Origin of the sequence: uncultured Paracoccus sp. (assembly GCF_947487305.1) — a bacterium.
Taxonomy (GTDB): domain Bacteria; phylum Pseudomonadota; class Alphaproteobacteria; order Rhodobacterales; family Rhodobacteraceae; genus Paracoccus.
Genome location: NZ_CANKWH010000002.1, coordinates 45,132 through 71,132, shown reverse-complemented (window position 1 = coordinate 71,132; position 26,001 = coordinate 45,132). Strand labels below are relative to the sequence as shown.

The following is a 26,001-nucleotide window of genomic DNA, read 5'->3' as shown; positions in this document are numbered from 1 at the left end:
GCCGGAACTCGGGACCAGCGTCACCAAAGCGCCAGCCCGGGGGACGGGCAGGCGCTGGCCCGGCGGCACTGCGTGCCTCGATTCCGGGCCGGGTCTGTAGGCGAAACGGTGGCGTTCGTGTAGACTTGGCGGGCGACTGCCGACAAACAAAAACGCCCCCGCCAGATCTCTCTGGCAGGGGCGTCCCGTTCTATCGCGGCGCGATCAGTCCGCCGTCAGCAGCGGCGGCTTCGACTTGCCGATGCGCGGGGCGTCGGGGCCGGTGATGTCGAAGACCAGCTTGTCATCCTCGAGCTTCACCTTCACCACGCCGCCCTTGGTCAGCCGACCGAACAGCAGTTCTTCGGCCAAGGGCTTCTTGATCGTCTCCTGGATCACCCGGCCAAGCGGCCGCGCGCCCATCTTGTCGTCATAGCCCTTTTCGGCCAGCCAGTCGGCTGCTTCCGGGGTCAGCTCGATATGGACGTTGCGGTCCATCAGCTGGGCTTCCAGCTGCAGCACGAACTTCTCGACCACCTGCACGATGACCTCGCGCGGCAGCGGCGCGAAGCTGACCACCGCGTCCAGACGGTTGCGGAATTCCGGCGTGAACATGCGTTCGATCGCCTCGACATCCTCGCCCTCGCGCCGGTCGCGGCCGAAGCCGAAGGCGGCCTTGGCCTGATCGGCGGCACCGGCATTGGTGGTCATGATCAGGATCACGTTGCGGAAATCCACCTGCCTTCCGTTATGGTCGGTCAGCTTGCCGTGATCCATCACCTGCAAGAGGATGTTGTAGACATCCGGATGCGCCTTCTCGATCTCGTCCAGCAGCAGCACGCAATGCGGATGCTGGTCGACGCCATCGGTCAGAAGCCCGCCCTGGTCGAAGCCGACATAGCCCGGAGGCGCGCCGATCAACCGGCTGACCGCGTGTTTCTCCATGTATTCCGACATGTCGAAACGCAGCAGTTCCACCGCCAGCGTATTCGCCAGTTGCTTGGCGACCTCGGTCTTGCCCACCCCGGTCGGCCCGGCGAACAGGTAGTTGCCGATCGGCTTTTCCGGTTCGCGCAGGCCGGCACGGGCCAGCTTGATGGCGCTGGCCAGCGCCTCGATGGCCTTGTCCTGACCGAAGACGACCCGCTTCAGCGAGACATCCAGGTCGCGCAGCACCTCGGCATCGTCCTTGCTGACGTTCTTCGGCGGGATGCGGGCGATCTTGGCCACCACGGCCTCGATCTCCTTCGGCCCCAGCGTCTTGCGGCGCTTGCTTTCGGCAACCAGGTGCTGCGCCGCGCCGGCCTCGTCGATCACGTCGATGGCGCTGTCGGGCAGCTTGCGGTCGTTGATGTAGCGATGCGCCAGCTCCACCGCCGCCTTGATCGCGTCATTGGTGTAACGCAGGTCGTGGTGCTTTTCGAAATGCGGCTTCAGCCCCATCAGGATCTTGATGCTGTCGGGCACCGTCGGCTCGTTCACGTCGATCTTCTGGAACCGCCGGCTCAGCGCCCGGTCTTTCTCGAAATGCTGACGGTATTCCTTGTAGGTGGTCGAGCCCATGCAGCGCAGCTTGCCACCGGCCAAGGCCGGCTTCAGCAGGTTCGAGGCATCCATCGCCCCGCCCGAGGTCGCGCCGGCACCGATCACCGTGTGGATCTCGTCGATGAACAGGATCGCGTCGGGATGGTTCTCGAGCTCCTTCACCACGGCCTTCAGCCGTTCCTCGAAATCGCCCCGATAGCGGGTTCCAGCCAGTAGCGCGCCCATGTCGAGCGAGAAGATGGTGGCCCCGGACAGCACGTCGGGCGTGTCGCCCTCGACGATCTTCTTGGCCAGACCCTCGGCGATGGCGGTCTTGCCCACGCCAGGATCGCCCACCAGAAGCGGGTTGTTCTTGCGGCGGCGGCACAGCACCTGGATGGCGCGCTCGACCTCGGGTTCGCGGCCGATCAGCGGGTCCACGTCACCCTTCTTCGACTTGGCGTTCAGGTCGACGCAATATTTCGCCAGCGCGGTTTCGTCCTTGGGTTCCGGCGCTTCGGCGGCCTTGGCCTCTTCCTCGTTCTCGGCGCCGACGATGCGCCGCGCCTCGCTGAAGCTGGGGTTCTTGGCGACGCCATGGGCGATGAAATTGACCGCGTCGTAACGGGTCATGTCCAGTTCCTGCAGGAAGGCGGCGGCGTTCGATTCGCGTTCGGCGAAGATCGCGACCAGCACGTTCGCCCCGGTCACTTCCGAGCGGCCCGAGCTTTGCACATGGATGGCGGCGCGCTGGATCACCCGCTGGAAGGCGGCGGTCGGCACGGCCTCGCTGCCCTCGACATCGGTGATCAGCGTCGACAGGTCATCCTCGATATATTCGATCAGCAGTTTTCGCAGCTCGTCCAGATCGACGTTACACGCGCGCATCACCTTCACCGCCTCGGGCTCGTCCGTCAGCGCCAGCAGCAAATGCTCCAGCGTGGCCAGTTCGTGGCGGTGTTCATTGGCAAGCGCGAGGGCTGCGTGGATGGCCTGTTCAAGCGATGTCGAAAAACTCGGCACGGGCGTAGTCTCCTGTCAGTCGGCCTGCGGTATGGGCCAAGATGTAGCGGCCCACCTGTCCAGACTGTCACGATACAGTTAAGATTTGGTGGAATGGGTCTGGCTTCAAGTGAATTCTTAAAGCTGGGCCGCAAAAATCCGCGATTGAGGCAAATCTGTTCACCCAAAAGACAGATTTCAAGGTTCAGAACGAGTCCTTCATCGAACGCAGCCGGGCGAAGACTTCTGCATCGGATGCGCCTGCAAGCCCAAGCGATCCCCGCAACTCGGCCACACGCAGGAAGGGATTGGTTGCCCGCTCCACCGCCAGCGTCGCCGGTGCGCAGGGCAGGGCGCCACTGCTGACCCCCGACAGCCGTTCCTTCAGCGCGGCATTCTCGGGATCGACCGAGAGCGCGAAGGCGCCATTGCCGGCGCAATAGTCATGGCCCGAGCAGATCAGCGTTTCGCCGGGGAGGGCGTTCAGCCGCACGAGGCTGTCCCACATCATCGGGGCGCTGCCCTCGAACAGCCGGCCGCAGCCGATGGCCATCAGGCTGTCGGCGGTGAAGGCCAGCGCCGAACCGGGCAGGTGGAAGGCCACGTGCCCGACCGTATGGCCCGAGACGTCGATCACCTGCGCCTCTTCGCCGCAGACCGTGAAACTGTCGCCCGGCGCGACGGCCTGATTGAGCGCTGGCAGGCGGTGGGCATCGGCGGCGGCACCCGTCACCTTCGCCCCGGTGGCGGCGACGATCTCGGCCACGGCCTGCACATGATCGGCGTGGTGATGGGTCAGCAGGATCCGGTCCAGCGACCAGCCCCGCTCGGCCAGGGCCGCAAGGATCGGCGCGGCCTCGGGGGCGTCGATCAGCACCGTCTCGCCCGCGCCATGGATCAGGTAGGCATAGTTGTCCTGCAGGCAGCGGATGGTGACGAGTTCGACCGGCATTGGCAAAGTCCTTTCCCTGTGATGGGATCAGGGTGGCAAAACCACGGACCGGGTGCAATGCATCACGACATCGCCGATCTGCAACGCTTCTATTACCAGCGGTCCATCGGCCGGGTGGTCCAGCGGGTGCTGCGCGACCGGCTGGTGCAGCGCTGGCAACCCCAGCAGGCGCAGGGGATGAGCGTGGCGGGCTTCGGTTTCGCCGCGCCGATGCTGCGTCCCTATCTGGCAACGGCGCGGCGGGTGACGGCGCTGATGCCGGGTCCGCAGGGGGTGATGGGCTGGCCCGCCGGGGCGGCCAATCACAGCGTTCTGTGCGACGAGACGGCCTGGCCCATCGATACCGGCAGCCTCGACCGGCTGGTGATGCTGCACGGGCTCGAGACCAGCGACCACCCCGACGCGCTTCTGGCCGAGGCCTGGCGGGTGCTGGGGCCGGGGGGGCGGATGCTCGTCATGGTGCCGAACCGGGCGGGGCTCTGGGCGGCCTCGGACCGCACGCCGTTCGGGTTGGGGCGCAGCTATACCGCCGGGCAGCTGGACCAGCAGGCGCGGCGCGCGGGCTTCGTCAGCGACTGGCATGGCGCGGCCCTCTATATCCCGCCCTCGGACCGGCGTTTCTGGCTGCGCAGCGCGCAGTTCTGGGAACGCACGGGTACGCGGATCAGCCGGGTGCTGATCGCGGGTGTGGTGCTGGCGGAACTGTCGAAGCAGGTGCTGGGGCCGGTGGGCACCGGGGTCGGCGTGCATGTGCCAAGCCCGATCGAGGTGCTGGGCGGCATCGCCCGGCCGCGGCCCGGGCGGCAGGAAGTGGCGCGGCATCAGCCGGGCGGCAAGCACGACTGAGCGACAAAGGCCGAAACTTCGGGGAAAGGTGAGAGGCTGGACAGCGACCCAAGCGGGATTCGTTGCGGCTGCTTCCTTCCGGACCTGACCGGGTTGGCGAAACGCTCGCCCGCGCCAACCTCTCGAGGGGCTAGATAGGGCAGGGCGCGGGCGGGATCAAGCCCGGGAAAGATTCAGGCGGATGCGGATGAAGCCATCTTCCGTCTCGCCGGCGCATTCGGCCTTGTAGTCGCTGGTGTTTTCCAGCCGTGCCAGGTGCTTGACCGCCAATGGGCCGGTTTCGAAGATGGCCGATGCCCCGTCAACCGGCAGAAATTCCCAATGCTGGCTGTCCAGAGGCAGGACGCGACGGCGGCGACGGACATAGCGGCGCAGCACATCGCGTGTCATCGCCTCGTCGTCCAGCACCACGCGATTCTTGCCGACCAGCGGCCCGAACAACCCGCAGGTGGCCAGCCGATAGGAATTCGTCGCCAAGAGGAAACGGTCCTCGTCGGCGACCGGACGGCCATGATGGGTCAGGTTGCGGATGCGCGAGGTCTCGGGGTCCAGAAGCTGGCCATTGGGGTGGAAGCGCCGGGGGCGTGTCAGATCGACCTTCCAGCCGAGGCCGTCGATCACGTCGAAATTGTAGCTGGGGAAGTCCGGATCGATCAGCGGCTGGTCCGCCAGCCCGGGCTGCATCTGCTGGAAGATCCCGGCCGAACGCTCGAGCCAGCCGCTCAGCTGCGCGCCGGTCACTTCGATGGCGCAGATTCGGTTGGGGTAGAAATAGAGATCGGCCAGGTTGCGCAGGGTCAGCGCACCGATCGGGACATCGGTATAGTACTCGGGCCCGCCCCGCCCGCCGGCGCGGAAGGGGGCGACCGCCGAGAGGATCGGCAGGTTCGCCCATTCGGTATCGCGCAGCATCCGGCGGACATGCCAGCGCTGCGCCATCGCCACCAGCCTGAGGCCGGGATCCTGCCCGATCAGCGCGAAATAGCTGTTCAGCGGCGCCTCGGTCCGTCCGACGCGGCGGCGGATATGGCGCAGCGTCTCGCGATGGGCCCCGATGGTGGTGGAGTAGATCCGGCGCAGCGGAAGGTGCTTGCTCTCGACCGCTTCGGCCGCGACGGTGAAGTCGGCGACGCGCCAGCTGCCCTCGTCGCTGCGGGCAAGCTGCAGGTCGATCACCCCCAGATGCGAGCCGCCGAAACCCGCCATCACCGCCGGCTTGCCCATCAGCGTGCCGCGCAGCGGATCGGCACCGGGCTGGGGCGGGAATTGCGGATCGGGAAAGACCTGGTGGGTATGGCCCGCGATGATCACATCGATCTCGGGCAGGGCGGCCAGCGCGGTGGCGGCATTCTCGATTCGCGGCGTCGGCTCGATCGGGCCGATGCCGCTATGGGCCAGCGCGATGATCAGGTCGGCGCCTGCGGCTCTTAGCCGCGGCAAGAGGCGGCGGGCGCTGTCGAGGATGTCCTCGCTGGCCAGTTCATTGCCGAGGTTGCGGTCCCAATCGACGGTCTGCGGCGGCGCGAAACCGATCACCCCGATGCGGATCGGATAGGCAGTGCCATAGCCATCGACCAGCTTGCGCTCGAGCATCAGCCAGGGCGAGAAACCCGGGCCCGAGCGGGGCATCAGGTTGGCGACGGTCACGGGAAAGGCCGCGCCGTTCAGCACCCGGCGCAGGAAGCCGGTGCCGAAGGTGAAATCGTGATTGCCAAGCGTGCCCGCGTCATAACCCATGGCGTTCATTGCCGCGATCGCCGGATGCGGGCTGCGCGAGCTGACCCCGCGCACCTCGGCGATATAGTCACCCAGCGGATTTCCCTGCAGGAAATCGCCATTGTCCAGCAGCAGCGAGTTCGCCACCTCGGACCGCCGCGCCTCGATCAGCGAGGCGGTGCGCGCCAGTCCCAAGCGGGTCGAGGGTTTGTCGGCAAGGTAGTTGTAGGGCAGCACATGCATGTGCATGTCGGTGGTCGCCATGATCCGCAGCGCAAGCGTGGCCGTATCGGCCGTCCAGCCGTTCCGGCCTGCCGCGGACTTGATGCCTCCGTTGCCGTCAGCCACTGCTGGCTCCTCGCTCCTACATCCCCCACGGTTTTCGCGTTTTCGGCGGCGTCGCCCAAGGCGTGCCGCGCATGTCCGATGATCGCCGGGGGAGGCGATGTCGTTCCGACTCGCGCTGCTCTCAACTGACGATTGAGTCAATCGCCCGTCGAACGGCGCGCGTCAACAATTTCGTTGCGGGCCCCCTGTCAGCGGATCACCGGGCTGACTTGAAAACCTCACGACTTCCTTCTAACTGCACAACGCTTTCGTAACCGGTTCCGTTGCATTCCATCGTCAATCAGATTGGTCGTTCATGAAATTCTCGACCCGCAAGGATACCGAGCTGACTGCGGATCAGCTGTTTCAATCCCTCGTCGATTTCGATCGGCTCGAGCGCATCCTGGCACGTCGCGGCGCGGCAGTGACCCGGCTGCACCCGGCGCAGCAGCCGGCGGCGGGGGCGGGTTGGCAGGTCGGATTCGACTGGCGCGGACGGCGGCGCGAGCTGCGGCTTGAGGTCATGCAACTCGAGGCGCCCGGGCGCATGGTGATCAGCGGGCTCTCCGAGGCCTTCGACCTGATCATCGACCTGACCGTGATGGCGCTGAGCAAGCAGCGGTCGCGGGTGATCTTCGAGGCCGAGGCCCTGCCGCGCAACATGCGCGCCCGGCTGATGCTGCAGACCGCGAAGCTGGGCAAGTCGCAGCTTGACCGGAAATTCGACACCGGCGTCGCGCGGCTGGTGAACGAGTTGACAGCCGGCCGCGCCTGAGGCGCGGGCCGGTCAGCCCTCGCCCTCGACCGGCTGCTCCTGTTCGGCGCGCAACGGATCGGCGGGATAGACGCCGAGGATCGACAGGCTCGAGGAGAAGAAGGCCAGCTCGTCCAGCGCGCGGCGCACATGCGGGTCCTCGGGATGACCCTCGATATCGGCATAGAACTGCGTCGCGGTGAAGACGCCGTCGGCCATGTAGCTTTCCAGCTTGGTCATGTTGACGCCATTGGTGGCAAAGCCGCCCATCGCCTTGTAGAGCGCCGCCGGGATGTTGCGCACGCGGAAGACGAAGGTGGTCATCATCTTCTCGGCGCGGCGGGCATGGTCGTCCACCCGCGACATGATCAGGAAGCGCGTGGTGTTATGGGCGTGATCCTCGATATGGCGGGCGAGGATGGTCAGGCCGTGGATCTCGGCGGCCAGGTCCGAGGCCAGCACGCCCTCGTCGCGCTTGCCGCTGACCGCCAGTTCGGCAGCGGCCCCGGCGCTGTCGGCGGCGGATTCGCCACGGATGCCGTAGCGCGCGAGGTAGGAGGCCGATTGCGGCAGCAGCACCAGATGGGCGCGGACCTTACGGATATCCTCGATGGCGACGCCGGGCATCGCCATCAGGCTGATATGGACGCGGACAAAGGCCTCGTCGACGATATGGAGCCCCGATTCCGGCAAGAGGCGGTGGATGTCCGCCACCCTGCCATAGGTCGAATTCTCGACCGGCAGCATGGCCAGATCGGCCTGACCGCTGCGCACCGCCTCGATCACGTCCTCGAAGGCACGACAGGGCAGCGGCTCCATGCCCGGGCGGGCATTGCGGCAGGCCTCGTGGCTATAGGCGCCAAGTTCGCCCTGGAAGGCGATGCGGTTTGTCGGGGCGAACTGGGTCATGGTACAATCCATAGGCTGGTCCGGCACCGGGCCGGTCAGGGCAGGGGAGCGGTGGCAGGGGCTGTGACTTATCACCCGGTTTCTGCCATGTTCGGGCTAACTATACCTTGATCCCGCAAAGAGAAAGCGGATAGATACGGGCCAAATTTAAGGCTTACCAAACCGGGGACGGCAGGCAATGTTCGATACCATGACCATCACCAAGGCGGCTGGCGCGCTGATCGGCGCGCTTCTGTTCCTGCTGCTCGCTGGCTGGGCTGCCAGCGGCATCTATCACGTCGGTGCCAGTGGTGAAGGGTCTCACGACGGCGAGGCCGCCGCACAGGCCTATACGATTCCGGTGGAAGAGGCTGCCGGCGGCGATGCCGGCGCCGAGGAAGAGCAGATCGATTTCGCCGCGCTGATGGCCCAGGCCGATGTCGCTGCGGGCGAGAAGGATTTCGGCAAGTGCAAGGCCTGCCACAAGCTGGACGGCAGCGACGGCACCGGCCCGCACCTGAACGGCGTCGTCGACCGTGCCGTGGCCTCGGTCGGTGGCTTCGGCTATTCCGATGCGATGGTCGCCCATGCCGGCGAAGCGCCGAACTGGACCCCCGAGGCGCTGCAGGAATTCCTGGCCAACCCGAAGGGCGTCGTGAAGGGCACCAAGATGTCCTTCGCCGGCCTGAAGGACCCGCAGGACCGCGCCGACCTGATCGCCTATCTGGCGTCGCAGCCGTAAGACTGTCTCTTCGGGTGAGAATGAGGGGCGTGGCCGGTGGCTGCGCCCTTTTGCTTTTGGGGGGAGGCAGAAATGTGGGGCCGCTTGCCTTGGGCGACGATTATCGCGCGCAGGGCATAGGGCCAGTGGTCGACCGCCGGGGGGCCGCTGCAGCGGTCGGGCAGATCACCTTTATGGCGCAAGCACATCGAACAGCTGTTCGGCGCTGAACCGCACCAGAGCGGCCGCCCGAGGGGGCGGTCGTCCGCTGGCCCGGGCGGGCTTCGCCCTGGTTCCCGGGCCGGGTCGCTGCCCGAGGCCTTGTTCTCGCCCACCCCCCCCCCCGTTCACGAAAACGCGGCTTGATCCCCGGCCCGGCGCTGCCCTAGCCTGCGGTCCACCACGACAGGGAGAGACCCATGCGCCCCATCCTTCCGCTGATCGGCCTGCTGGCTGGCTTCGGCATCCTGCCCGCATCAGCACAGGAGACGGCCCCGGAGGCGGCGACGCCCGCCGCCGCTGCCCCGGCCACGGACGAGGGTGTGACGGTCTCGCATGGCTATGCGATCATCGGCGACCTGAAACTGCCCGCCGATTTCCCGCATCTGCCCTATGTGAACCCCGAGGCACCGAAGGGCGGCTATATCGTCGAATCCGTGCCGAACACTTCGAACTTCGACAATTTCAACCCCTTCACCTTCAAGGGCCGGCCGGCGGTGTTCTCCTCGACCATGCTCGAGACGCTTATGGATCGCGACGCCAGCGATTTCGGTGCCTCCTACTGCCTCTTGTGCGAGACGCTGGAATATCCCGAAAGCCGTGACTGGGTGATCTTCAACCTGCGGCCCGAGGTTAAATTCGCCGATGGCAGCCCGATGACCGCCGCTGATGTGGTCTTCTCGGTCGAGGCGATGCGCGATCAAGGCTCGACGGGCACCAAGTTGATGATCCAGCAGCAGATCGCCTCGGTCGAGGCGCTGGACGATCATCGGGTGAAATTCACCTTCACCCCCGACTATCCCCGGCGCGAGGTGGTCAGTTTCGTCGGCGGCCTGCCGATCATGTCCAAGGCCGATTTCGAGACGCGCGGGCTGAAGCTCGACGAGACCATGGACAAGCCGCTGATCGGCTCGGGTCCTTACGCGCTGTCCGGGTGGAACATGGGACGCTGGGTCGAGGTGACGCGGCGCGAGGATTACTGGGGCAAGGATCTGGCCCTGAATGTCGGGCGGCACAATTTCGATCGCATGCGCTATGAGTATTTCGCCGATTACGACGCGGCCTTCCAGGCCTTCACCGCGGGAGAATACACCTTCCGGCGCGAGAACAGCTCGATCAAATGGGCAACGGCCTATAATTTCCCGGCGCAGGAAAAGGGCTGGGTCAAGGTCGAGACCCTGCCCGACAACAGCAGCGTTTCGGGCCAGGCCTGGGTCTTCAACCTGCGGCGCGAGAAGTTCCAGGACCCGCGCGTGCGTCAGGCCATCGGCATGATGTTCAACTTCCAATGGACCAACGACAAGATGTTCTACGGCCTCTATTCGCGGCAGCAGAGCTATTGGCAGAACCGGCCGCTGGCCGCCGAGGGGATGCCGTCGCCCGAGGAGCTGGCGCTGCTGGAGCCGCTGAAGGCCGATCTGCCCGAGACGGTCTTTACCGAACCCGCCTTTGTCTGGCCCGAGGGCAGCGAGCAGCCGCGCGACCGCCGGGCGATGCGGGCGGCCGGGGCGCTCTTGGACGAGGCGGGCTGGACCATCGGCAGTGACGGGTTGCGCAGAAATGACAAGGGCGAGGTTCTGCGCGTCGAGTTCATGAATGATTCCGTGACGCTGGATCGTATTCTTAATCCATATGTCGAAGCCCTGCGCGGCATCGGCGTCGATGCCGTGAACGCGCGTGTCGACAATGCCGAGCTGGAATCGCGCGAGCGCGAGCATGATTTCGACATCACCTCGTCCTTCATGGGCCAGTCACCCATTCCCGGCGCCGAGATGCTGCCGGTCTTTGGCAGCGAATATGCCGAGTCCGAAAGCAACCTTCTTGGGCTGAAGAACCCGGCCATCGACAAGCTGATGAAGGATGTCGAGCACGCCAAGACCCAAGGCGAGATGGAGACCGCGGCCAAGGCGCTGGACCGCAGCCTTCGCGCCATGTTCCTGATCATCCCGCAATGGTACAACGCCGATCACTGGCTGGCCTATTACGACATGTACGAGCATCCCGAGACACTGCCGAACTTTGCCCTGGGCGAGATGGATTTCTGGTGGTTCAACCCCGAGAAGGAAGCCAAGCTGAAGGCCGAGGGGGCGCTGCGCTGAGCCTTGGCAGGTCGAAACCGGGCAATCCGCTTGATTTCCGGGTGCGGATTGCCGACAAGGCGTGAAATTCGAACAGGGCCGCAAAGGCCCGGCGGCCGAAGGTGGCCAGGCGAAGGGCAGGACAGATGGGTGCCTATATTCTGCGGCGGCTGCTGCTGATCATTCCGACGATGATCGGGATCATGATCATCAATTTCGCGCTGACCCAGTTCGTCCCCGGCGGCCCGATCGAACAGATCGCCGCGCGGCTGCAGGGCGAGGGCGACGTGTTCCGCAACATCGCGGGCGCGGGCGGCGATTCCGCCGGGGCTGCGGCGGGCGAATATGCGGGCGCACGGGGCCTGCCGCCGGAATTCGTGGCCCAGCTGGAAAAGGAATTCGGCTTCGACAAGCCGCCCTTGCAGCGTTTCCTGTCGATGATGGGCGATTACCTGACCTTCGATTTCGGCGAAAGCTGGTTCCGCTCGATCAGCGTCATAGACCTGGTTAAGGAGAAGATGCCGGTCTCGATCACGCTGGGGCTCTGGACCACGCTCTTGGCCTATCTGATCTCGATCCCGCTTGGCATCCGCAAGGCGGTGCGCGACGGCACGCCCTTTGACACCTGGACCTCGGGCCTGATCATCATGGGCTACGCGATCCCGGCTTTCCTTTTCGCCGTGCTCTTGATGGTCCTTTTCGCCGGCGGCAGCTACTGGAAGATCTTCCCCCTGCGCGGTCTGGTCAGCGACAATTTCTATGCGCTGTCGAGCTGGGGGCAGATCAAGGACTATCTCTGGCACATCACGCTGCCGGTGGTGGCCATGTCGATCTCGGGCTTTGCCACGCTGACGCTGCTCACGAAGAACAGCTTTCTCGACGAGATCAACAAGCAATATGTGATGACCGCCCGCGCCAAGGGGCTGACCGAGCGGCGGGTGCTCTATGGCCATGTCTTCCGCAATGCCATGCTGATCGTCATTGCGGGTTTCCCGGCGCTGTTTCTGGGCGTGTTCTTCGGCAGCTCGATCCTGATCGAGACGATCTTCTCGCTCGACGGCCTCGGGCGTCTCGGCTTCGAGGCGGCGGTGCAGCGTGACTACCCAGTGATCTTCGCCACGCTCTATGTCTTCGGCCTGATCGGATTGCTGACGGGCATCCTGTCTGACCTGATGTATGTCTTTGTCGACCCCCGCATCGATTTCGAGCGGAGGGCCGGCTGATGGCGATGACGGAACTGAACCGCCGCCGCTGGCGCAACTTCCGCCGCAATGGCCGCGCCTTCTGGTCGCTGGTGATCTTCTCGGTGCTTTTCGTCATCGCGATGCTGGCCGAGGTCGTGGCCAATGACAAACCGATCCTGCTCAGCTATCGCGGCGAGCTGTATTTTCCGGCCTATAAGTTCTATCCCGAGACCGCCTTCGGCGGCGATTTCGGCACCGAGGCGATCTATCGGGACGAGGCGGTGCAATGCCTGATCAAGACCGGCGGGCGCGAGGAATGCTGGGACGATCCCGAGGGGCTGATCGAGGCGGTCGATGCCGGCACCAGCGACGTGCCGAAGGCCGAGCAGGGCTGGATGATCTGGCCGGTGATCCCCTATCACTACAAGACCATCAACAATGTCGGCACCGCACCAAGCGCGCCCGATGCCGCGCATTGGCTGGGCACCGATGACACCGCCCGCGACGTGCTGGCCCGTGTCATCTACGGCTTCCGCACCTCGATCATGTTCGCGCTGATCGTCACCGTGGTCAGCAGTGTCATCGGCGTGACGGCGGGCGCAGTGCAGGGCTATTTCGGCGGGCGCATCGACATCATCTTCCAGCGGCTGATGGAGATCTGGCAATACACGCCCTCGCTTTACGTCATCATCATCCTCTTCGCGATCCTCGGGCGAAGTTTCTGGCTTCTGGTCGTCGTCACCATTCTCTTTGGCTGGCCGGCGCTGGTGGGCGTCGTGCGCGCCGAGTTCCTGCGCGCGCGGAACCTTGAATATGTCCGCGCCGCCCGCGCGCTGGGGGTCTCGGACCGCACCATCATGTTCCGCCACATGCTGCCCAACGCCATGGTCGCCACGCTGACCATGCTGCCCTTCGTCGTTACCGGCGCGATCAGTGGGCTGGCGGCGCTGGATTACCTCGGCTACGGATTGCCGGCCTCGGCCCCCTCGCTGGGGGAGCTGGCGCTGCAGGCCAAGCAGAACCTGCAAGCGCCCTGGCTTGCCTTCACCGCCTTCTTCACCTTTGCCATCATGCTGTCGCTTCTGGTCTTCATCTTCGAGGGCATCCGTGACGCCTTCGACCCGCGAAAGACCTTCAAATGAGCCTTGGCGAGACGGCACCCGCGCCGGTTCTGGATGTCCGCGACCTGAAGATTGGCTTTCGCAGCGAGGGCAGGGTGCATCCTGCCGTCAAGGGCGTCAGCTTCCAGATCGGCCGCGGCGAGACGGTGGCGCTGGTCGGTGAAAGCGGCTCGGGCAAGTCGGTCACGGCGCTCTCGACGGTGCGGCTGCTGGGCGATGCGGCGCAGGTCGAGGGCTCGGTCAAATATGACGGGCGCGAGATGGTCGGCGCCGATGACAAGCTGCTGCGCGAGATCAGGGGCAATGACATCAGCTTCATCTTTCAGGAGCCGATGACCTCGCTGAACCCGTTGCACACGATCGAGAAGCAGCTGGGCGAAAGCCTGGCCCTGCATCAGGGCCTCAGCGGCAAGGCAGCGCGGGCGCGGATCGTCGATCTGTTGACCAAAGTCGGCATTCGGGAACCCGAGTCACGCCTTGCCGATTATCCGCATCAATTGTCGGGTGGACAGCGCCAGCGGGTGATGATCGCCATGGCGCTGGCCAATGGTCCCGAACTCCTGATCGCCGACGAGCCGACCACCGCGCTCGACGTGACCATTCAGGCCCAGATCCTCGACCTGCTGGCTGAACTGAAGCGGGACGAGGGCCTGTCGATGCTGTTCATCAGCCACGACCTCGGCATCGTCCGCCGCATCGCCGACCGGGTTTGCGTGATGAAGGACGGCTTGATCGTAGAACAGGGTCCGGTCGAGGAGATATTTGCCAATCCGCAGCACGACTATACCCGGAAACTTCTGGCCGCCGAGCCGCAGGGCCGGGCCGAGCCGGTGCCCGAGGGGGCCGAGGAGATCGTGGCGACGAAGGACCTCAAGGTCTGGTTCCCGATCAAGCGCGGTTTCCTGCGCCGGGTCGTCGGGCATGTGAAGGCGGTGAACGGCGCGACCCTGTCGGTGCGACAGGGCGAGACGCTGGGGATCGTGGGCGAATCCGGTTCGGGCAAGACCACGCTGGCGCTGGCGATCATGCGGCTGATCGACAGTGACGGCCCGATCGTCTTCATGGGGCAGGATATTTCCAGCTGGCCGGCCAAGCGGCTGCGCAAGCTCAGGCGCGACATGCAGATCGTGTTCCAGGACCCCTATGGCAGCCTGTCGCCCCGGATGACGGTCGAGCAGATCATCGCCGAGGGTCTGGGCGTCCACGGGGTCGAGCCGGGGCGTGACCGCCGCCAGATGGTGCAGGAGATCATGGCCGAAGTCGGGCTGGACCCGGCGATGATGCACCGCTATCCGCACGAGTTCTCGGGCGGGCAGCGCCAGCGCATCGCCATCGCCCGCGCCATGATCCTGCGCCCCAAGGTGGTGGTTCTGGACGAGCCCACCAGCGCGCTCGACATGACCGTGCAGGTGCAGATCGTCCAGCTGCTGCGCGGGCTGCAGCAGAAATACGGGCTGGCGTTTCTGTTCATCAGCCACGACCTGCGCGTGGTGCGCGCCATGTCGCATCAGATCATGGTGATGCGCGCGGGCGAGGTGGTCGAGCAGGGCACGACCGATGCGGTCTTCGACGATCCGAAAAGCGACTATACCCGGCAGCTGATGCAGGCCGCGCTGAATCCGGGCGGGATGACGGCGGCGGGTTAGGCCCCCCACCAGCGCCCGGTCAGCGCCAGCCAGGCCAGCGCCGCGCGGCGCTGGAAGGGGGTGATCTCGGCGGGGGGGCGATCCGCGCCCTGCGCCATCTCGCGCAGGAAACGCGCAGCCCCCGGCCCGGCGAACAGCGCCGCCGCCGCCCGTCGCGGCACTGCCCGGCGCCCCTTGGCCGCGCGCCGCAAAGCTGCACGCCCGGCCTCGGCCAGTTGCGCCACGGTGTCCGGGCTCTCGGTTTCAAATCCCAAGCGCAGCGATTGCAGTTGCGGCAGCGCGCGCAGCCATGCGGCGAGGCCCGCCCCGCGCCCCTGATCGGCCACCACCGCCCGCGCCGTTTCGGGCGCGCCTATCGCATGTGCCGCCGCCCACATCAGCCCGCCTGCCGTCGCATCGACATAGGCCAGCACCTCGTCGGCATTGGCGAAGGGATCACGCGCACAGTCGCGCCTCCGCGCCTCGGCCAAGGGCAGCAGATCGCCCGCCGTCTCGCCCCAGGCCTCCCAGAGCGGGGTCAGCACGTCATGCAGCGGCGGGGCGACGCCCCGGCCCATCTCGGCCAGCCGGTCGATCCACCATTGCAACCGCATCTCGGCCAACATCGGTTCGGCCGACTGAAAGGGGGCGCGGGCCAGTTCGAGGTTCAGCGCGTAGAGGGTCAGCAGCTTCGGCCGATCCGCCGGCGCGGCGGTCAGCACCGCGCCGAAACGGTCGGGGTCCTGCGCTTGCAGCGTCCCGGCGCAGGCGTCCAGCGTCAAGACAGGACCTCGCCCGCCAGCGCCTTCAGCCGGGCCGCATCGAACCCGGTGGCCAGCGCCCATTCCGCGCCCCCCGCCGTGTCCTTGACCTCGACCCCGGCGGCGGCGAAGCCGTCGCGGATGGCATCGGCGCGGGCGAAGTCGCGGGCCATGCGCGCGTCCGAGCGGGCGACCAGCAGCGCCTCGATCAGCGCGCCGGCCTCGTCGCCCGCTTCGGCCCAGTCCGCCAACTCGTCGGTCAGCAGCCCCAACATCCGCGCCGAGGCCAGAAGCCCCGCCGCATCGCCCTGACCGGCCAGATCATGCAGCGCCGCGATGGCGCCCGCCGTGTTCAGGTCATCCGACAGCGCGTCGATGACGGCGGGGGCAGGGCTGGCCGCAGGCGTCACACCCGCCACCAGCCCGCGCCATTTGCGCAGCGTTGCCTCGGCCTCCTCGCGCTTGGCCTCGGTCCAGTCCATCGGCTTGCGGTAATGCGTCGACAGCATGACGAAGCGGATCACCTCGCCCGGAATGCCCTTTTCCAAGAGGTCGCGGACGGTGAAGAAATTGCCCAGGGACTTGGACATCTTCTTGCCCTCGACCTGCAGCATCTCGTTATGCAGCCAGACATTGGCGAAACCCGCATGGGGATTGGCGCAGCAGCTTTGCGCCACCTCGTTCTCGTGATGGGGAAACTGCAGGTCGATGCCGCCGCCATGGATGTCGAAATGATCGCCCAGCAGATCCTCGGACATGGCCGAGCATTCGATATGCCAGCCCGGCCGCCCGCGACCCCAGGGGCTGTCCCAGCCCGGCAGGTCGGCATCCGACGGCTTCCAGAGGACGAAATCCATCGGGTCTTCCTTGAACGGCGCGACCTCAACCCTTGCACCCGCGATCATGTCATCGACCGAGCGGCCCGACAGCTTGCCGTAATCCGGGTAGCTGCGGACCCGGAACAGCACATGGCCCTCCTTGGCATAGGCATTGCCGTTCTCGATCAGCGTCTCGATCATGGCGATCATCTGGGCGATATAGCCGGTCGCGCGCGGCTCGTGATCGGGGCGGGCGGCGCCAAGCGCGTCCATGTCGGCATGATACCAGCCGATGGTCTCGTCGGTGCGTTCGGTGATCAGCTCTTCCAGCGACAGTGGACTGCCCAGCCCCTTGCGGCGCTGCGCCTCGGCGTTGATCTTGTCATCCACGTCGGTGAAGTTGCGCACATAGGTGACGTGATCCGCGCCATAGACATGGCGCAGGAGGCTGACCAGCACGTCAAAGACCAGAACCGGGCGGGCATTGCCCAGATGGGCGCGGTCATAGACCGTCGGGCCGCAGAGATAGAGCCGGACATTCGACGGGTCGATGGGGCGGAAATCCTCTTTCTTCCGCGTCTTGGTATTCGTCAGCCGGATCTGGGCCATGATGCGCCTCTTGGAATTGAGACGCCCGATTACACCCTTGGCCCGAAGCTTTCCACCCATTCGATCAGCCGGGGCAGGCTTTGGGTGTTCAGGTCATAGCCGTCCAGAATGGTCTGCCGCGCCGCCGCCGTCAGCCGCGCCGCCTCGGGATCGCCCTGAAGGCCGCGGATCAGGGCGGCGGTCAGGGCCTCGCGATCGAAGAAGGGGAACAGCCGACCGTTCTCGCCGTCGCGGATCAGTTCGCGCACCGGCTCGGTATCCGAGGCGACGACAGAGGCCCCCGCCGCCATCGCCTCGGTCAGCGACCAGCTGAGCACGAAGGGATATGTCAGGTAGCAATGCACCCGCGCCACCTGCAGCAGGGACAGATACTGGTCGTAAGGCACACGGCCTAGGAAATGCACGCGGCTGAGGTCCAGCCTCTCGCCGACCTCGGCCAGCATCTTGGCTTTCCAACTGTCGGCATCCTTGGGCTTGGACCCATAGCTGACGCCATCGCCGCCGACCAGCACCACCTGCGCATTGGAGCGTGCCGCCAGCACCTCGGGCAGGGCGCGCATGAAGACGTGGAAGCCGCGATAGGGCTCCAGCGAGCGGTTGACGAAGCTCAGCACCTCGTCGCCCGCGCGCAGAACCTGCCCATTCGGCAGAGTCAGGGTCGCGCCCGGATCGGGGCGGACAGTGCCGGTGTCGATGCCGTCATGGATGACGGTGATCTTGGATCGCAATTCCGGCGGGAAGCTGTCGGCCTGGTAGCGCGTCGGCGAGATCGCGGCATCGGCCTGCACCAGCCCCTGGATCAGATGGGCCGAGCGGGCGATGGTCATGAACCGCCCCTCGTCCGTGCCGGGGCTGACCTCGGGGTCAAAGCCCACGTCATGACCGCGCGTGCGGTAGAGGAGCTCGGCATAGACCAGCAGCTTCGCCTCGGGCCAGATCTCGCGCAGGAACAGCGTCTCGCCCCAGCCGGAATGGCCGAAGATGACATCGGGCGTATAGCCGTGGCGGTCGCGCATCGCCCGGCAGCCCCGCGCCGTCAGGAAGCCGCGTTCGGCATATTCGGCATAGGTCCGGGCAAAGGGCGAACTCAGCGTCACCTCGCCCGGCGTGGCATAGCGCATGGTGCGCACCGGGCTGGGGCGGTTGTTCTTCTCGTCGGTCAGGGCCAGAACCTCGTGCCCGCGCGCGGCAAGCGCCGGGGCGAGATGCAGGAACTGGCCGGGGAAGTTCTGGTGGACAAGCAGGATGCGCATGGGTGGGTGATAGCGCGGCCTTGGCGCGCGGGCAACGCGCCTCTGCCAGGTCCACCGCCCGCATCCAGCGCATCCCGCGCCGGCCTGCCGCCTGAACGCAAAGACAGCTTTCCCTTTCCGCGATCTTGTGGAAAGGATTAGGAAACCCGGAGAACCGGGACGCCGACAGAACGGGTGACAGGGAAAGCCGATGGCGAAGGGACCACGAAGCGAGGCGGTGCAGGGCGCGACCCTGATCGCGCCGCCATTCCTTTACGCGCTGCTGGTTCTGGCCGCGCCCTTGCTGACCATCTTTGCCTACAGCTTCCTGACCGATGGCTATCTCGAGGTGATCCGCGAGTTCTCGCTGGACAATTACCGGCAGGTCCTGAGCGATCCCATCGTGCGCTCGGTGATGCTGCGCTCGCTCTGGGTGTCGATGACGGTGACGCTGGTGACGGTGGTGCTGGCCTTTCCGGTGGCCTATTACGTCAGCTTCGTCGTCCGGCCCGAGCGCAAGGCGCTGTGGCTGTTCCTGATCACCATCCCGTTCTGGACCAGTTACCTGATCCGGGTGTTCCTGTGGAAGGTAATCCTCGGCTATAACGGCGTCATCAACTCGACCCTGACCAGCCTTGGCATCATCGACGAGCCGCTGACCTTCATCCTCTACAACGTCAATTCGATCGTGCTGACGCTGGCCCATGCCTATGCGCCCTTCGCCATCCTGCCGATTTTTGTCGCGCTGGAGAAGATCGACCGCTCGCTTCTGGAGGCCGGGCGGGATCTGGGCGAAAGCCGGTTCATGACCTTCTGGCGGGTGACGCTGCCGCTGGCCATGCCCGGGGTCATCGCCGCCACGCTGATCGTCTTCATCCCGACCATCGGGGATTATGTCACGCCGACGGTCATCGGCGGCGGCAAGATCCCGATGATCGCCAACATGATACAGGTGCAGATGCTGGATCTGGACAACCGCCCGCTGGGGTCGGCGCTGGCCGTGACCGCGATGATCATCGTCGCCATCGTCAGCGGCATCTTCCTGTTCCTGAACCGCCGCTTCCTCAAGGTGCGGCAATGAGGTCGGGGGCGCTGCAGGGCGGGGGGCTGCGCATCTATGCGATGCTCTACCTGCTGTTTCTCTATGCGCCGATCATTCTTCTGCCGCTGTTCGCCTTCAACTCGGGCACGATCATCGCCTTTCCGCTGAAGGGCTTCACCACCGACTGGTTCGCCCAGATGTGGGAGAACGCGACCCTGCGCCGAGCGCTGATGAATTCGCTGACCATCGCGGTCTCTTCGGCCATCTTCGCCACTTGCCTTGGCGTCTTCGCCGCCCGCGCCTCGACCCGCTTCACCTTCCCCGGCAAGGGGCCGATCATGGGCTTCATCATGCTGCCCATGGTGCTGCCCGAGATCATCGTCTCGATGTCGCTCCTGGTCGTGCTGCTGGGCGCGGGGGTGGAGCTGTCGATCCTGACGGTGATCCTTGGCCACACGCTGATCTGCATGCCCTATGCCATTGCCATCCTGTCGACCGCCTTCGCCAGCCTCGATCCCTCGCTGGAAGAGGCGGCCTATGATCTCGGCGAGACGAAATGGGGCGCCTTCCGGCTGATCACCCTGCCGCTGGTCATGCCCGGCATCATCTCGGCGCTGCTGATTTCCTTCACCATCAGCCTTGATGAATTCATCATCGCCTTCTTCCTGGCGGGCAACGAGCCGACGCTGCCCACCTATATCTTCAGCCAGCTGCGCTTCCCGGCACTGGTCCCGATGATCATGGCGCTTGGCACCGTGCTGGTGGCGTTGTCCATCGTGCTGCTGGCGCTTGGCGAGTATTTCCGCCGCCGCAGTCTGGCCCGGACCGGCAGTTCCGACACCGGAGGATTCTTGTGAACGACGACCGAATGCCGATGATCGAGTGCCGCGAGGTCCACAAGTATTACGGCGATTATCACGCGCTGCGCGGCATCGACCTGACCATTCGCGAGGGTGAATTCTTCTCGCTGCTGGGCCCCTCGGGCTGCGGCAAGACCACGCTTCTCAGGACCATCGCCGGGTTCGAGGATATCAGCAGCGGTGCCGTGCTGATCGACGGCAAGCACATGGAGGACGTGCCCGCGAACAAGCGGCCGACCAATATGGTGTTCCAGAGCTATGCGATCTTTCCGCATCTGACCGTGGCCGAGAACGTGGCCTTCGGCCTGCGCCGCGACTCGCGCAGCAAGGACGAGAAGGCGCAACTGGTCAACGAGGCGCTCGAGATGGTCGGCCTCAAGGGCTATGGCAAGCGCGCGGCGCACGCGCTGTCGGGCGGGCAGCGGCAGCGGGTGGCGCTGGCCCGCGCCCTGATCCTGAAGCCCAAGGTGCTGCTGCTGGACGAGCCCCTGTCGGCGCTGGACCGCAAGATGCGCGAGCAGATGCAGGTGGAACTGATCAAGCTGCAGCGGCAGGTCGGCATCACCTTCGTGCTGGTCACGCATGACCAGGAAGAGGCGCTGGTCATGTCGGACCGGATCGCGGTGATGTTCGAGGGACAGATCGCGCAACTGGACGGGCCCGAGGCGCTTTATGCCCGGCCCGCCGACCGCAAGGTGGCGGATTTCATCGGGGTGATGAACTTCCTGCCCGCGACGATCCTCGAGGAGACCGAGGCTGGCGCTCGTGTCGATGTGCCGGGGCTCGGCGTGGTCGAACTGCCCAAGCGTCAGATCAGCCGCGCCAATCCCGAAGACAAGGGTGCCACGGTCGGCTTCCGCCCCGAGACCATGACCCTGATCGGCCCGGGTCAGAAGCACAGCCAGGCGCGCGAGACCGGGGCGACCATCGACGAAGTGGTCTATTACGGCGACATGACCTATTATGACCTGCGACTTGACGGTTCGGCCCGCCAGGATGGCGTGGCCCGTCCGGTGCGCATTTCGATGCGCAATGTCTTTGGCCGTGATGTGCAGGAAGTGGGTACCCGCACCCGCGTGGCCTGGTCGCCGGGCTCGCTGGTTCTGTTCCGGTAAGGGGGGAAGATGGCCGAGGATCGCGCCGACTGGATCGACAGCTCTGTGCCGCCAAGTGGTACCGGCTGCGAGGAATGTCTGGAAAGCGGCGGCTGGTGGTTCCACCTGCGCCGCTGCGCCACCTGCGGCCATGTCGGCTGCTGTGACAGTTCGCCCAGTCAGCACGCCACCGCGCATTTCCACGCCACCGGCCACCCGGTCATGCAAAGCTTCGAGCCGGGCGAAGACTGGTTTTATGACTATCGCAGCGGCAAGATGTTTGCCGGCCCCGCCTTGGCCGCGCCCGATGCCCGCCCCGAGGACCAGCCCGCGCCCGGACCCGAGGGTCGCGTGCCAGCCGACTGGCGCGACAAGCTGCATCGCTGATCGGCTGATCCCGGCTCAGCCGGTTTCCGCGATTCCGCAACTCTTTGCCGATCACGAATTTGGTGGCTGCGGCCCGGCGTCAGAACGTTAGGCTGCAGGTGCAGAAACGTTCATGCAACTGGAGTTTGTTTATGCATTCGAAGATTTATCTGGCCGCCGTTGCGGCGCTGATGCTGAACGGCGCGGCCCAGGCCCAGACCGCCACCCCGGCAACCCCGGCCATGCCCGAGGCGGGCACGCCCGAGGCCGAGATGCTGTACCAGTCGGCCCGCAACCAGCTGGGCGTGCTGAAGCATTGCAACGAGCAGGGCTTCATCGGTGAAGAGGCCGTGGCCACGCAGACGAAGCTCTTGGGCATGATCCCGGCGGGTGATGTCGCACTTGGCGACGCCGCCGAGGAAAAGGGCGCCGGCGGCACGGTCGTCTCGATGGGGACCGAGCTGACGCTGGAAGACGGCGCCAAGCAGCAAAGCACCACGCCCGAGGCGATGTGCAAGCAGATGGAAACCGCGATGGCCCAGCTGGCCTCGCAGCTTCCGGCTGAATGACAACCGGTTTTGGCCCGTCGCGATGCGGCGGGCCATTCCGTCAGGGAATGGGGTCCAGCCCCGCCTGAACCTTCTTCGGCAGTGCGCCGCGAATGAGGCGATAGCTGGCAAGGATGCGGTGGCGCAGTTCGTCCTCAGCGGCATCCAGCGGCAGTTCCACCCAGCTTTTGTGGAAATAGGCGGCGCGGCGGGCGGGACCGGCCTCGATCAGCATTTCCGCCGTCTCGATGCTGTCGGTCTTGGCGGCGACGGCTTGATTGATCGCTCCGATCACCGCGAACATCTTGCCGCCGACCTTCCAGCAATCATGCCCGCCACCCCAGGGGTCCGAGTTTTCCGCCCCCGGCAGGGCAGCGCAAAGGCCATTGACGAAATCCCGGCTCATGGCCTGTCCTCGCGTCGTTGCAGCCGGATCAGGATGCCATCGCGGCCCCGCACGGTCAAACGCGCCACCGGAACCGGGCGCACGTTGCCGGGGGACAGGCGGAAGGCACGGGTGATCAGTGTCAGCATCAACACGCCCTCGATCATCGCGAAACCGGCACCGGGACAGACCCGCTGACCCGCCGAGAAGGGCAGGTAGGCGCTGCGGCTGGCGGCGCGGCCATTCTCGGTTTCCCAACGGGCGGGGTCGAACTCGTCGGGGTTGTCCCAGATCCGTTCATGCCGCTGCAGATGCCAGGGCGACAGGATCAGCTGCGCGCCCTTCGGCACCTTGCGGCCCCGGAACGCCTCGGGTCGCGTCGCCTCGCGCACCATCATCGGCACCGGCGGATAAAGCCGCAGCGCCTCGCGGAAGACCGCGCGGGCGGCGCGCAACTGGCCGATCTCGCTGAAACCGGGCGCGGCGATCGATTCAGCCGCCACCCTTTCCTGCCAGTCGGGATTAGCGGCCAAGAGCCACAGGGACCAGGCCAGGGCCGAGGCGCTGGTCTCGTGCCCGGCCAGGAAGAAGATAGCCACCTGATCGACCATCTCGGGCGCGGTGAAGGTCCGGCCCGTCTCGGGGTCGGGCGTGGTCATGATCTTGGTGGCCAGATCATCGGGGGCCGTTCCCGCCCGGATCGCCGCCATGCGCGCTGCGACCAGATCCTCGATCAGCCCGCGAATCTCGGCTGCGGTTTCCCGCGTGCGGCGGGAATGCGGGCGGGGCAGCCAGCGCGGCAGGGGCAGCAGCGCGGCGAGGTTGACGATGGGTTGCGCGTCCTGATGGGCGCGGAAGGCGGCAAAGACCCGCGAGGCCACCTGATGCTCGATCGGTAGCGAGAAAAGCGTGCGAAAGATGGCATCGGCGGCGGCGTGGCTGGCCTGCGGTTCGATGTCGATCTCGCCCTCGGGCAGGCGGGCGACGGCGGACTGGGCGGCATCGAGGATCGCCGGATAGGCCTCGCGCAGCCGCCCGCCCTCGAAGGCCGGGTCGATGATGCGGCGCTGAAACCGCCATTCCGCGCCATTGGTGACGAAGACCGAATTGCCCAGAAGCGGCGCCAGCCCCTCGCGCAGCCGGTTCGATTTCGGGAAATCGTCGGGCCGCTCTTGCAGGATCAGCCGCACGAGTTCGGGGTCGTTGCAGAGAAAGCTGTGGATCAGCGGGTTGCGGAACTCGGCCATCCAGGCGTGGTAGAAGCGGGCGGGCAGGGCCGACAGCAGGTCGCGGCGAAAGCCACGGGCAAGGCGCAGGATACCGCTGCGCCCCTCGGCGGCCTCGGGTTTCGGCGCGATCATGCGGCCAGCCCGGGGCCTGACAATCCGGGGCCAGACAATCCGGGGCCGGCGGGGGTGGTGATGCGGCCCGGAGAAGGCGCGCGACCCGCGAACCGCTCGGCCAGGGTCAGCGGCCCGGCGGTGATGGCGAAATAGTCGTAATCTCCGGGGCGGTCGAAGGCGCAGAGATACTGGAAATGCAGCCGGAACCAGCGCCCGCGCAGCGCCCGCTGCTTTTCCGGCGACAGCGTCCGGGTATAGGCCGCCGAGATCACCAGCGGGTGTTTCTGCGCCGGCGTCGCCACCCCTGTCACCGCCACCGGGTCACAAAGGCCGAAGCTGCAGGCATCGCCGGGGGCGGTCACGTCCAGCCAGAAGATCTCGTCGCGGTTCGACAGGAACCGCAGGTCATGGCGCAGCCGTTCTGCGCGCGGCAGGAAGGACGCCATCGGCACTACGTGGCCCAAGGTCAGCAGCGACAGGGCCGCGCCCTTCGGCACCCGGCCATCGCGGATCAGGTCGGCCAGAACCGAGACCGCCAGATAGGCGCCCGAGCTGTGGCCGACGACCAGCACCTCGTCCCAACCCTCGGCCAGCACCTCGGCGATGCGGTCGGCAAAGCGGGCGATGCGCTCCTCCAGCGCCTCGGGATATTCGCCTCCGCCCTGCGCGGTGAAGGCATAGTCATGCATCAGGTAATAGGCGAACAACCGGCCATCGAGCCGCCGCCAGCCGATGAGCCCGGCCCATGTGACCCCCGCCATGACCGGCAGTCCCAGCCACCAGCTGCCGAAACGCGCCACGCCCCAGCCGACAAGCCAGCCGGCCAGCAGCGCCAGCAGCAGCTGCAAGACCAGCACAACGATCGGATAAAGCGCCGCGATCACCGGCCCGCGCCTGAGTCGCATCAGCCGGAAGAGAGCGCCCGAACCGATATAGGCCCAGGCCGTGCGCGCAAGTTGCCCATAGGTGGTCAGGATGCCTTGCCCCATCGAGCCCTGCACCAGATCGGCCCAGACCAGCACTTCGATCTCGGTTTCCGTGCGCCCCTCGGGGAACTCGCCCGTCACACCCCAGCCAAAGCCGGTCCGGTCCTTGCGCGCGCCCATGGTCAGCGCGTAGCCCGAGATCGCCGCCTGCTGGTCGCCCTCGCGGCGGTAAAGCTCGCGATAGCGGCGGGGCGGGAGCGGGTCATAGCCGGGAAGATAGAGAACCCGGCGGCGGAGTGACGACATGAACGGCCCTTGCGGTTGCAGCGACAGCATAGGCGAGCGGGGGAAGTGGGCAAGGGGGCGTCACGCCGCAGGCGCGCGGTCAGGCCTTGGGTTTCTGCCAGCGGGCCTCGTTCGCCTCGATGGCGGCGATGCGGCGGTCGGTCTTCGGATGCGACAGAAGCCAGGCCGGGGCGCCTGCGCCCATCCGACCCGACAGGGCTTCGAGCTTGCGGAACAGCGATTTCTGCGGCCCGGTGCCCATACCGGCCTTGATCATCAACGCGCTGGCGAACTCGTCAGCCTCGAACTCGTCCTGACGCGACAGCCGCGCGGCGACGGCGGCGGCGGCGAGATTGGCGATCCAGGCGCCGATGAAGGGGATGAAGCGCCCGATGATGCCGGTCAGCGCCAGACGAATGGCATTCTGCCCGGCGAAATCGACCATGCGGCGGCGGGAATGGCCACGGGCGACATGGCCCAGTTCATGCGCGATGACAGAGGCCAGCTCCTCGGCCGAGACCTCGCAGGCATCCAGTTTGCGGATGAAGCCACGGGTCAGGAAGATGCGGCCATCGGGCGCGGCCAGCCCGTTGATCGGCTCGATCTCGTAGATATGGGCCTGCACCGGCGGCAGGTCCATCGCCTTGCCCAAACGCTCGAGCATCGGCGTCAGGCGCGGGTGCTTCAGGGGCGTCGAGCGTTCGTTCAGCTCGTGCTTCAGCCGCCAGGCGGAGAAGAAATACATCGCCGCGACATAGAGGCCGAGCAGCAGGAGGGGGGTCAGCTTGAGCATGTC

23 protein-coding genes and 1 other RNA gene are annotated in these 26,001 nt (G+C 66.1%); 12 read left to right on the top strand and 12 right to left on the bottom strand.

Going from position 1 to position 26,001, the window contains the following annotated elements:
* Positions 1 to 204: 204 nt before the first annotated feature.
* Together clpA and gloB are read right to left on the bottom strand one after the other, a co-directional pair.
* The gene (gene clpA, locus Q1A36_RS02930) at positions 205 to 2,526 is read right to left on the bottom strand and encodes an ATP-dependent Clp protease ATP-binding subunit ClpA (protein ID WP_299839533.1); all 2,322 of its coding nucleotides are present in this window, start codon (positions 2,524 to 2,526) and stop codon (positions 205 to 207) included.
* 184 nt (positions 2,527 to 2,710) lie between these two features.
* Positions 2,711 to 3,457 carry a hydroxyacylglutathione hydrolase gene (gloB, locus tag Q1A36_RS02925; RefSeq protein ID WP_299839530.1) on the bottom strand — a complete coding sequence of 249 codons (747 nt, stop codon included), beginning with the start codon at positions 3,455 to 3,457 and terminating at the stop codon, positions 2,711 to 2,713.
* A 57-nt stretch (positions 3,458 to 3,514) separates the two neighbouring features.
* Between gloB and Q1A36_RS02920 the strand changes: the two genes are divergently transcribed.
* Entirely contained in the window at positions 3,515 to 4,303 is a 789-nt protein-coding gene (locus Q1A36_RS02920) for a methyltransferase domain-containing protein (protein WP_299839527.1), read from the top strand.
* Between the two features lie 26 nt (positions 4,304 to 4,329).
* On the opposite strand, the gene ffs is transcribed toward Q1A36_RS02920, so the two are convergent.
* Positions 4,330 to 4,428, bottom strand: an RNA gene (ffs, locus tag Q1A36_RS02915) — signal recognition particle sRNA small type.
* 31 nt (positions 4,429 to 4,459) lie between these two features.
* Entirely contained in the window at positions 4,460 to 6,367 is a 1,908-nt protein-coding gene (locus tag Q1A36_RS02910; protein WP_299839524.1) for a bifunctional 2',3'-cyclic-nucleotide 2'-phosphodiesterase/3'-nucleotidase, read from the bottom strand.
* 295 nt (positions 6,368 to 6,662) lie between these two features.
* On the opposite strand from Q1A36_RS02910, the gene Q1A36_RS02905 reads away from it, so the two are divergent.
* Complete coding sequence (locus Q1A36_RS02905; protein WP_299839521.1) at positions 6,663 to 7,121, top strand: hypothetical protein; 459 nt, start codon at positions 6,663 to 6,665, stop codon at positions 7,119 to 7,121.
* 12 nt (positions 7,122 to 7,133) lie between these two features.
* On the opposite strand, the gene Q1A36_RS02900 is transcribed toward Q1A36_RS02905, so the two are convergent.
* Entirely contained in the window at positions 7,134 to 8,009 is an 876-nt protein-coding gene (locus Q1A36_RS02900; RefSeq protein WP_299839518.1) for a prephenate dehydratase, read from the bottom strand.
* 178 nt (positions 8,010 to 8,187) lie between these two features.
* On the opposite strand from Q1A36_RS02900, the gene Q1A36_RS02895 reads away from it, so the two are divergent.
* From Q1A36_RS02895 to Q1A36_RS02875, 5 genes are all read left to right on the top strand, one after another.
* The gene (locus tag Q1A36_RS02895) at positions 8,188 to 8,730 is read left to right on the top strand and encodes a cytochrome c family protein (protein WP_299839515.1); all 543 of its coding nucleotides are present in this window, start codon (positions 8,188 to 8,190) and stop codon (positions 8,728 to 8,730) included.
* Positions 8,731 to 9,128: 398 nt separating this feature from the next.
* Positions 9,129 to 11,027 carry an extracellular solute-binding protein gene (locus tag Q1A36_RS02890; RefSeq protein ID WP_299839512.1) on the top strand — a complete coding sequence of 633 codons (1,899 nt, stop codon included), beginning with the start codon at positions 9,129 to 9,131 and terminating at the stop codon, positions 11,025 to 11,027.
* Positions 11,028 to 11,152: 125 nt separating this feature from the next.
* Positions 11,153 to 12,229 (top strand): microcin C ABC transporter permease YejB, encoded by a 1,077-nt coding sequence (yejB, locus tag Q1A36_RS02885; protein ID WP_299839509.1) that lies wholly within the window; start codon positions 11,153 to 11,155, stop codon positions 12,227 to 12,229.
* The gene (locus Q1A36_RS02880; RefSeq protein WP_299839505.1) at positions 12,229 to 13,332 is read left to right on the top strand and encodes an ABC transporter permease; all 1,104 of its coding nucleotides are present in this window, start codon (positions 12,229 to 12,231) and stop codon (positions 13,330 to 13,332) included. The genes yejB and Q1A36_RS02880 overlap by 1 nt, the downstream gene beginning before the upstream one ends.
* Entirely contained in the window at positions 13,329 to 14,957 is a 1,629-nt protein-coding gene (locus Q1A36_RS02875; RefSeq protein ID WP_299839501.1) for an ABC transporter ATP-binding protein, read from the top strand. Before Q1A36_RS02880 ends, Q1A36_RS02875 begins: the two co-directional genes overlap by 4 nt.
* On the opposite strand, the gene Q1A36_RS02870 is transcribed toward Q1A36_RS02875, so the two are convergent.
* The 3 genes from Q1A36_RS02870 to Q1A36_RS02860 are packed head-to-tail and all read right to left on the bottom strand — an operon-like array spanning position 14,954 to position 18,377.
* The gene (locus Q1A36_RS02870) at positions 14,954 to 15,718 is read right to left on the bottom strand and encodes a squalene/phytoene synthase family protein (RefSeq protein ID WP_299839499.1); all 765 of its coding nucleotides are present in this window, start codon (positions 15,716 to 15,718) and stop codon (positions 14,954 to 14,956) included. The genes Q1A36_RS02875 and Q1A36_RS02870 overlap by 4 nt on opposite strands.
* Positions 15,715 to 17,124: a cysteine--tRNA ligase gene (gene cysS / locus Q1A36_RS02865; RefSeq protein WP_299839497.1), complete on the bottom strand. Its 1,410-nt coding sequence runs from the start codon at positions 17,122 to 17,124 to the stop codon at positions 15,715 to 15,717. The genes Q1A36_RS02870 and cysS overlap by 4 nt, the downstream gene beginning before the upstream one ends.
* Before the next feature lie 29 nt (positions 17,125 to 17,153).
* Entirely contained in the window at positions 17,154 to 18,377 is a 1,224-nt protein-coding gene (locus Q1A36_RS02860) for a glycosyltransferase family 4 protein (protein WP_299839495.1), read from the bottom strand.
* A 190-nt stretch (positions 18,378 to 18,567) separates the two neighbouring features.
* On the opposite strand from Q1A36_RS02860, the gene Q1A36_RS02855 reads away from it, so the two are divergent.
* From Q1A36_RS02855 to Q1A36_RS02835, 5 genes are all read left to right on the top strand, one after another.
* A complete protein-coding gene (locus Q1A36_RS02855) occupies positions 18,568 to 19,437 on the top strand; it encodes an ABC transporter permease (RefSeq protein ID WP_299839492.1) in 870 nt (289 codons plus the stop codon).
* 11 nt (positions 19,438 to 19,448) lie between these two features.
* Entirely contained in the window at positions 19,449 to 20,255 is an 807-nt protein-coding gene (locus tag Q1A36_RS02850; RefSeq protein ID WP_299840478.1) for an ABC transporter permease, read from the top strand.
* Positions 20,256 to 20,272: 17 nt separating this feature from the next.
* On the top strand, positions 20,273 to 21,373 hold the full coding sequence (locus Q1A36_RS02845) for an ABC transporter ATP-binding protein (protein ID WP_101754153.1): 1,101 nt from the start codon (positions 20,273 to 20,275) through the stop codon (positions 21,371 to 21,373).
* 9 nt (positions 21,374 to 21,382) lie between these two features.
* A complete protein-coding gene (locus tag Q1A36_RS02840) occupies positions 21,383 to 21,739 on the top strand; it encodes a UBP-type zinc finger domain-containing protein (RefSeq protein WP_299839489.1) in 357 nt (118 codons plus the stop codon).
* A gap of 131 nt (positions 21,740 to 21,870) precedes the next feature.
* Positions 21,871 to 22,287, top strand: coding sequence for a pore-forming ESAT-6 family protein (locus tag Q1A36_RS02835; protein WP_299839486.1), 417 nt, complete (start codon positions 21,871 to 21,873; stop codon positions 22,285 to 22,287).
* Between the two features lie 40 nt (positions 22,288 to 22,327).
* Here Q1A36_RS02835 and Q1A36_RS02830 read toward each other — a convergent pair whose 3' ends face one another.
* The 4 genes from Q1A36_RS02830 to Q1A36_RS02815 all read right to left on the bottom strand — a co-directional run bounded on the left by Q1A36_RS02830 (position 22,328) and on the right by Q1A36_RS02815 (position 25,998).
* Positions 22,328 to 22,672 (bottom strand): MmcQ/YjbR family DNA-binding protein, encoded by a 345-nt coding sequence (locus tag Q1A36_RS02830; protein WP_299839483.1) that lies wholly within the window; start codon positions 22,670 to 22,672, stop codon positions 22,328 to 22,330.
* Entirely contained in the window at positions 22,669 to 24,012 is a 1,344-nt protein-coding gene (locus Q1A36_RS02825) for a cytochrome P450 (protein ID WP_299839480.1), read from the bottom strand. The genes Q1A36_RS02830 and Q1A36_RS02825 overlap by 4 nt, the downstream gene beginning before the upstream one ends.
* Complete coding sequence (locus Q1A36_RS02820) at positions 24,009 to 25,226, bottom strand: alpha/beta hydrolase (RefSeq protein WP_299839478.1); 1,218 nt, start codon at positions 25,224 to 25,226, stop codon at positions 24,009 to 24,011. Before Q1A36_RS02820 ends, Q1A36_RS02825 begins: the two co-directional genes overlap by 4 nt.
* A 79-nt stretch (positions 25,227 to 25,305) precedes the next feature.
* Positions 25,306 to 25,998, bottom strand: coding sequence for a M48 family metallopeptidase (locus Q1A36_RS02815; RefSeq protein WP_299839475.1), 693 nt, complete (start codon positions 25,996 to 25,998; stop codon positions 25,306 to 25,308).
* Positions 25,999 to 26,001 lie beyond the last annotated feature (3 nt).

Bases quoted from the DNA above. Each gene is read 5' to 3' on its own strand.
- gloB (WP_299839530.1), bottom strand. From the start codon at position 3,457: ATGCCGGTCGAACTCGTCACCATCCGCTGCCTGCAGGACAACTATGCC.
- Q1A36_RS02920 (WP_299839527.1), top strand. From the start codon at position 3,515: ATGCATCACGACATCGCCGATCTGCAACGCTTCTATTACCAGCGGTCC.
- Q1A36_RS02905 (WP_299839521.1), top strand. From the start codon at position 6,663: ATGAAATTCTCGACCCGCAAGGATACCGAGCTGACTGCGGATCAGCTG.
- Q1A36_RS02900 (WP_299839518.1), bottom strand. From the start codon at position 8,009: ATGACCCAGTTCGCCCCGACAAACCGCATCGCCTTCCAGGGCGAACTT.
- Q1A36_RS02895 (WP_299839515.1), top strand. From the start codon at position 8,188: ATGTTCGATACCATGACCATCACCAAGGCGGCTGGCGCGCTGATCGGC.
- Q1A36_RS02890 (WP_299839512.1), top strand. From the start codon at position 9,129: ATGCGCCCCATCCTTCCGCTGATCGGCCTGCTGGCTGGCTTCGGCATC.
- yejB (WP_299839509.1), top strand. From the start codon at position 11,153: ATGGGTGCCTATATTCTGCGGCGGCTGCTGCTGATCATTCCGACGATG.
- Q1A36_RS02880 (WP_299839505.1), top strand. From the start codon at position 12,229: ATGGCGATGACGGAACTGAACCGCCGCCGCTGGCGCAACTTCCGCCGC.
- Q1A36_RS02875 (WP_299839501.1), top strand. From the start codon at position 13,329: ATGAGCCTTGGCGAGACGGCACCCGCGCCGGTTCTGGATGTCCGCGAC.
- cysS (WP_299839497.1), bottom strand. From the start codon at position 17,124: ATGGCCCAGATCCGGCTGACGAATACCAAGACGCGGAAGAAAGAGGAT.
- Q1A36_RS02860 (WP_299839495.1), bottom strand. From the start codon at position 18,377: ATGCGCATCCTGCTTGTCCACCAGAACTTCCCCGGCCAGTTCCTGCAT.
- Q1A36_RS02855 (WP_299839492.1), top strand. From the start codon at position 18,568: ATGGCGAAGGGACCACGAAGCGAGGCGGTGCAGGGCGCGACCCTGATC.
- Q1A36_RS02845 (WP_101754153.1), top strand. From the start codon at position 20,273: ATGATCGAGTGCCGCGAGGTCCACAAGTATTACGGCGATTATCACGCG.
- Q1A36_RS02840 (WP_299839489.1), top strand. From the start codon at position 21,383: ATGGCCGAGGATCGCGCCGACTGGATCGACAGCTCTGTGCCGCCAAGT.
- Q1A36_RS02835 (WP_299839486.1), top strand. From the start codon at position 21,871: ATGCATTCGAAGATTTATCTGGCCGCCGTTGCGGCGCTGATGCTGAAC.
- Q1A36_RS02830 (WP_299839483.1), bottom strand. From the start codon at position 22,672: ATGAGCCGGGATTTCGTCAATGGCCTTTGCGCTGCCCTGCCGGGGGCG.
- Q1A36_RS02825 (WP_299839480.1), bottom strand. From the start codon at position 24,012: ATGATCGCGCCGAAACCCGAGGCCGCCGAGGGGCGCAGCGGTATCCTG.
- Q1A36_RS02820 (WP_299839478.1), bottom strand. From the start codon at position 25,226: ATGTCGTCACTCCGCCGCCGGGTTCTCTATCTTCCCGGCTATGACCCG.
- Q1A36_RS02815 (WP_299839475.1), bottom strand. From the start codon at position 25,998: ATGCTCAAGCTGACCCCCCTCCTGCTGCTCGGCCTCTATGTCGCGGCG.